5 protein-coding genes and 1 pseudogene are annotated in these 4,759 nt (G+C 75.3%); 4 read left to right on the top strand and 2 right to left on the bottom strand.

What is annotated here, in order from left to right:
* Window positions 1-38 precede the first annotated feature (38 nt).
* The 3 genes from LJ221_RS15225 (at window position 39) to LJ221_RS15215 (ending at window position 2,235) form a co-directional block, all read left to right on the top strand.
* Entirely contained in the window at window positions 39-983 is a 945-nt protein-coding gene (locus LJ221_RS15225; RefSeq protein ID WP_241717278.1) for a YeiH family protein, read from the top strand.
* Window positions 984-1,080: 97 nt separating this feature from the next.
* Window positions 1,081-1,572, top strand: a complete 492-nt coding sequence (locus LJ221_RS15220; RefSeq protein ID WP_241717277.1) for a general stress protein — start codon at window positions 1,081-1,083, stop codon at window positions 1,570-1,572.
* 492 nt (window positions 1,573-2,064) lie between these two features.
* Entirely contained in the window at window positions 2,065-2,235 is a 171-nt protein-coding gene (locus tag LJ221_RS15215) for a hypothetical protein (RefSeq protein ID WP_241717276.1), read from the top strand.
* Window positions 2,236-2,277: 42 nt separating this feature from the next.
* Here the strand turns inward: LJ221_RS15215 and LJ221_RS15210 are convergent, their stop codons facing one another.
* Window positions 2,278-2,643 carry a hypothetical protein gene (locus tag LJ221_RS15210; protein WP_241717275.1) on the bottom strand — a complete coding sequence of 122 codons (366 nt, stop codon included), beginning with the start codon at window positions 2,641-2,643 and terminating at the stop codon, window positions 2,278-2,280.
* Between the two features lie 358 nt (window positions 2,644-3,001).
* On the opposite strand from LJ221_RS15210, the gene LJ221_RS15205 reads away from it, so the two are divergent.
* Window positions 3,002-4,327 (top strand): hypothetical protein, encoded by a 1,326-nt coding sequence (locus LJ221_RS15205; protein ID WP_241717274.1) that lies wholly within the window; start codon window positions 3,002-3,004, stop codon window positions 4,325-4,327.
* Window positions 4,328-4,384: 57 nt separating this feature from the next.
* Here the strand turns inward: LJ221_RS15205 and LJ221_RS15200 are convergent.
* Window positions 4,385-4,648: pseudogene (locus LJ221_RS15200) on the bottom strand (ABC transporter permease); the annotation flags it as partial.
* Window positions 4,649-4,759: the final 111 nt, after the last annotated feature.

Here is a 4,759-nt window from a genome sequence, read left to right as displayed (position 1 = left end):
GGCCAGCGCGGTGCCGCCCGCGGCGAGGGCGAGACGCGCTGGCCTGGGCCGCGCACCGGCTGCTGCCGGGGGTACCGATGCTGACCGCGGCGGTCGTGCTGGGCGTCGCCGCCGCCCATCTGCCGGGAACGGGCCGCCTCGTCTCCGGCGCGGGCCGGCCCGGTCTCTCCCTGGCCGGGAAGCGGCTGATGCGCGTCGGCGTGGTGCTGCTGGGCCTGGAGCTGAGTCTGGGCGACGTGCTGGGTCTGGGCTGGGCGACCGTCGGCATGGTGCTGGCGGTGGTGGCCTCGACCTTCTTCGGCACCCTGTGGCTGGGCCGCCGGCTCGGGTTGCGCGGGGACCAGCCGCTGCTGGTCGCCACCGGCTACTCGATCTGCGGGGCCTCCGCGATCGGCGCGGTCGGCGAAGCGCGCGGCAGCGACGAGCGGGACACCGCCGCCTCCGTGGCGCTGGTGACCCTGTGCGGCACACTGGCCGTCTTCGTCCTGCCGCTGCTGCACCATCCCCTCGGTCTGGACGACCCTCAGTTCGGGCGCTGGGTCGGCGCCGGTGTGCACGACGTGGGCCAGGTGGTGGCGGCCGCGCAGACCGCGGGCGGGACGGCGCTGGGCGAGGCGGTGCTGGTGAAGCTGATGCGGGTACTGCTGCTGGCCCCGCTGGTGGCGGCGGTGGCCGTCTCGGCGGTGCGGCGCGCGGGCCGGGACGGGGAAACGGGCGGAGGGCGGCCCCCGCTGGTTCCGCTGTTCGTGACCGGATTCCTGGCGGCGGTGGCCGTACGCACCACCGGAGCCGTCCCGGCCGGCGCGCTGGAGGCCGGCGCCGCGGTCCGGGAGTTCGTCCTGGCCGCCGCGCTCGTCGGCCTGGGCAGCGCCGTGCACCTGCCCTCCCTGGCGCGGACCGGTGCGCGGCTGGCCGTGCTCGGGGCCTGCTCGTGGGTGGTCATCGCCGGGGCCTCCTATACGGGCGTACTGCTCACCTCCTGAGGCCCGCGAGCCGCCATCCGACTTCCCCGGCGCCCATGAAGGGGCGGCCACCGGGGAAGTCGGGTGACAGCGGACATCCCGACAAGGAGAGTGCGAGATGCCCAATAACGAACCGAACCCCGTGAACCGGGTCAGCGATGCCTGGAACACGGTGGCCAGCTACTCCTCCTACACGGAGGCGCAGAGCGCCGTGGACCGCCTCTCCGACGAGAAGTTCCCCGTGGAGCAGATCGACATCGTCGGCTCCGACCTGCGCCTGGTCGAGCATGTCACCGGGCGGATGACCAAGGGCCGGGCAGCCGGCATGGGGGCCGCCAGCGGCGCCTGGTTCGGTCTGTTCATCGGCCTGTTGGTAGGTCTGTTCACCACCGGCGGGGCCTGGCTCGGGCTGATCCTCGGCGGCCTCGCCATCGGCGCGCTGTGGGGGGCCGTCTTCGGATTCGTCGGCCACGTCGCGACCGGCGGACGGCGCGACTTCTCCTCCACCCAGTCCCTGGCCGCCGCCCGCTACGACGTCATCGTGCGCGGCGGGCACGCGGACCGGGCACGGGGCATCCTCCAGCGCGAGGGGCTGTCGGGCACGGCATGACCGCGGCGCGGACGCCGTCCGCGAGCGCGTCGGCGCAGACCTCGCCCGGCCGGTCCTCCAGCAGCCCGTTGGGTTCACCGCCCACCCGCTCCGCCGTGAACAGCCGGTACATCAAGGAGAAGACGGGCAGTCGCGCCGGCGTCGGCAGGCAGCCTGCCGCGGATGACGCCCCCTCCCGCGCGTGCAGTTCCGGCAGGGCCCGCCGCAGCCGCCCGGGGTCCGCCCCGGCGCGGTTCCAGGGCTACGGGAGGGCCCCCCCGCGACCTCGCCGGGTGGCGCGGGCCTCCCCGGCCCGGGGCATGACCGACACCGCCACGGGTGACCGCCCGCTGGTCCGCAGCCGCGCCGCGGGCGGACGTGCCCGCAGCGGGTGCGCCCGGATCACGGGTACGGAGGCGGGCGCGATCGGTACGTGAAACGATCTGGGCGTGGCGAACGGCCGCACCACGGGTCGCTCACGGCACCCGTGACACGAGAGGAAGGATCCGCACCATGGCGACCACCGCGACCCGGACCGAGCACCCGCCGATCTACGAAGGCCTGCTGGAGGAGCTCGGGGACGTCCCCACCGAGACGCGCGAGGCGGCCGAGCGAATACTGCGCGAGACCCGCGAGGTCCTGGACTGGAGAGAACTGGGCGAGGCGCCGAGCCGGCCCGAATGACCCCGGGTCGCCCGCCCGGTCCCCGGGGGCCGGGCGGTGCCGTCAGGCGGTGACCGGGAGCGGCACCAGGAAGAACTCCCGGCCGTCGCGCCCGACCACGCGCACCGGCTTCGAGGGCAACGCGTCGAAGACGGCCGCCGCCACGGTCTCCGGTGCGTCCTCGGCGGTGACGGGCGGCCCGAGAGCCGCCCGGATCGCCTTCCGGGACGTGGGCGAAGGGGACCTGCGTCCGGTGAGCTCGGCACACTCGTCGACCTGCTCGTCGCTCAGGTCCGGACCGTATCCCCTGCGGCGCGCCTCGGCGGCCACCACGATGGCCAGCGCCGCACGGTTGTGGTCGCGGCAGACGTCCCCGGGCGTCCCCGCGGGGTGGAAGTGACGGGCGGTTCCGATCGAGGTCGAGGACAACGCGGCCTCCGTGCGCAGATGGAAGAGCGGGGATGAACGGGACTCCCCGGCGGGCGGAAGAGGGGCGCCTTCCACGGTATGGCCGCGCCCGTTCGGCTCCCGGCCCCGGAGCGCTCCCGAGAGGAGAGGGAAGGCCCCGGTCGAGACGGGGGAGAACTCGACCGGGGCCGGTTGCGAGGCGGATGCCCGGACGGCGGCGCCCGGGGGAAGAGGCGCTTTCCGCGTCCGCCGGCACCCACATCTGATTCAACCGTAAACCACTTCGGGCCCCCCGCACACCGGGTTCCGCCCTCGTGCTTCCGCGGGTTTCCCGGAGCGTTCCCCGGGTGACCGGACGACGGCCGGGTAGCGGAGCACCATGAGGACAAACCGCCCCATCTCTCACGTACTCCAGGGGCGGCGGGCGACCGTGCTCCCGGCCGTCCTGCTCGCCCTCGCCACCGCCCTCCTCACACCCGCCGGCGGCGCCCGGGCGGCCACCGGCCTCGACGAGGTCGCGACCGCCCTGCGGGACGATCCCGTCTACGTTGACCCGGCCGCCTCCGACAAACTCTCGGAGGCCGAAGCCGACCGGCTCGCCGAGCAGATCCGGGCCGGCGACATCCCCGTCCACATCGCCGTCCTGCCCGCCGACTCCTCCTACGGGGGCGACGCCGTCTTCGACCGGCTGCGCTCGGAGGTAGGACGCCCCGGCGTGTACGGCGTCGCACTGGGCTCGCAGTTCGGTGCGGCCTCGGACGCCGATGTGCTGGCCGGCTCGACCGCCGGCGAGCTGGCCCGGCAGAACCTGCGGGAGCACTCCGGCGAACCGGAGCGGATCCTCAGCGGCTTCGTCACCGACGTGCAGTCGGCCGCGCGCGCCGACGGCGGCACAGGCGGCACGGGCGGCGCCGGCGTCCTGGTGGGCTTCCTGGCCGTGCTGGCGGTGCTCTCGGCCGGCGGTCTGTTCCTGGCACGGCGCTCGCGCAAACAGCGGCAGGAGGGGGAGCGGGCCGAACTGGAGCAGGTGCGGGCGGCGGTCCAGGAGGACATCACCTCCTACGGCGAAACCCTGGACCGGCTGGACTTCTCCCCCTCCGCCCCCGGCGTCACCCCGGAGATGCTCGACGACTACCGGCAGGCCCTGGACGCGTACGAGAAGGCCAAGGACGCCTCCGACGCGGCCCGCCGCCCCGACGACGTACGGGCGGTGTCCGAGGCGCTGGAGGACGGCCGGTTCACCCTGGCGGTGCTGGACGCCCGGCGGGATGGGCGGGAGCCGCCCCAGCGGCGGCCGCCGTGCTTCTTCGATCCCCGGCACGGGCCGTCGGTGCGCGATACGGAGTGGGCGCCCCCGGGCGGATCACCCCGCGAGGTGCCGGTCTGCGCGGCCGACGCCGCCCGGCTCGACGACGGCCTGGACCCGGCGGTGCGGACCGTGCCGACGGCGACCGGCGAGCGGGTGCCCTACTGGGACGCGGGCCCGGCCTACGGTCCGTGGATGGGCGGCTACTACGGCGGCTACGGCTCGATGCTGCTGCCGGGTCTGCTCTTCGGAACGGTCCTGGGCAGCAGCCTGGGCGGCTGGGGTCACGGCTACGGCCCCGGCTGGGGCGAGGGCGGCGAAGACCTCGGAGGAGGTTTCGGCGGCGGTGGCGACTTCGGCGGGGGCTTCGGCGGCGGGGATTTCGGGGGTGGCTTCTGAGCCCCCTGGCCGGCTCTCCGGACCCCGGGCGGGCCCTTCCCGGACCCGCCCGGGCTCTCACGCCGTGCGGCGGCGGAAGAGCACGCCCGATGCCGCGACGGACACGGCGAGGGTCCCGGCGCACCAGGCGGGCGCCTGCTGGGGCGCTCCGCCGACCGGCTGCCCCGGCAGCAGCCCCCGCAGCGATTCGATCACCGGGGTGACCGGCTGGTTCCCGGCGAAACCGTGGAGCCGGTCCGGCATGGTCTCCACTGGGAGGAAGGAGCTGCTCGGGTAGGGCGGAAACAGCGCGAGGAAGGTGAAGCCGCTCGCGGCCCCGGGGGCCGTGAACCAGCCCCCGAAGGGCCCCGGCGACGACTTCGCCTTCGGTCTGGAGCGTCTGCTGGACGGCGTCGAGGCGCTGGTGCGGGCGCGGAACGCGCCGGGGGGGGG

Source organism: Streptomyces sp. CNQ085 (genome assembly GCF_022614595.1).
GTDB lineage: Bacteria > Actinomycetota > Actinomycetes > Streptomycetales > Streptomycetaceae > Streptomyces.
This window is presented reverse-complemented; position numbering and strand designations above follow the sequence as displayed.

Coding starts and splice junctions, on each gene's coding strand:
- LJ221_RS15220 (WP_241717277.1), top strand. CDS start 1,081: ATGCCCAATAACGAACCGAACCCCGTGAACCGGGTCAGCGATGCCTGG.
- LJ221_RS15215 (WP_241717276.1), top strand. CDS start 2,065: ATGGCGACCACCGCGACCCGGACCGAGCACCCGCCGATCTACGAAGGC.
- LJ221_RS15205 (WP_241717274.1), top strand. CDS start 3,002: ATGAGGACAAACCGCCCCATCTCTCACGTACTCCAGGGGCGGCGGGCG.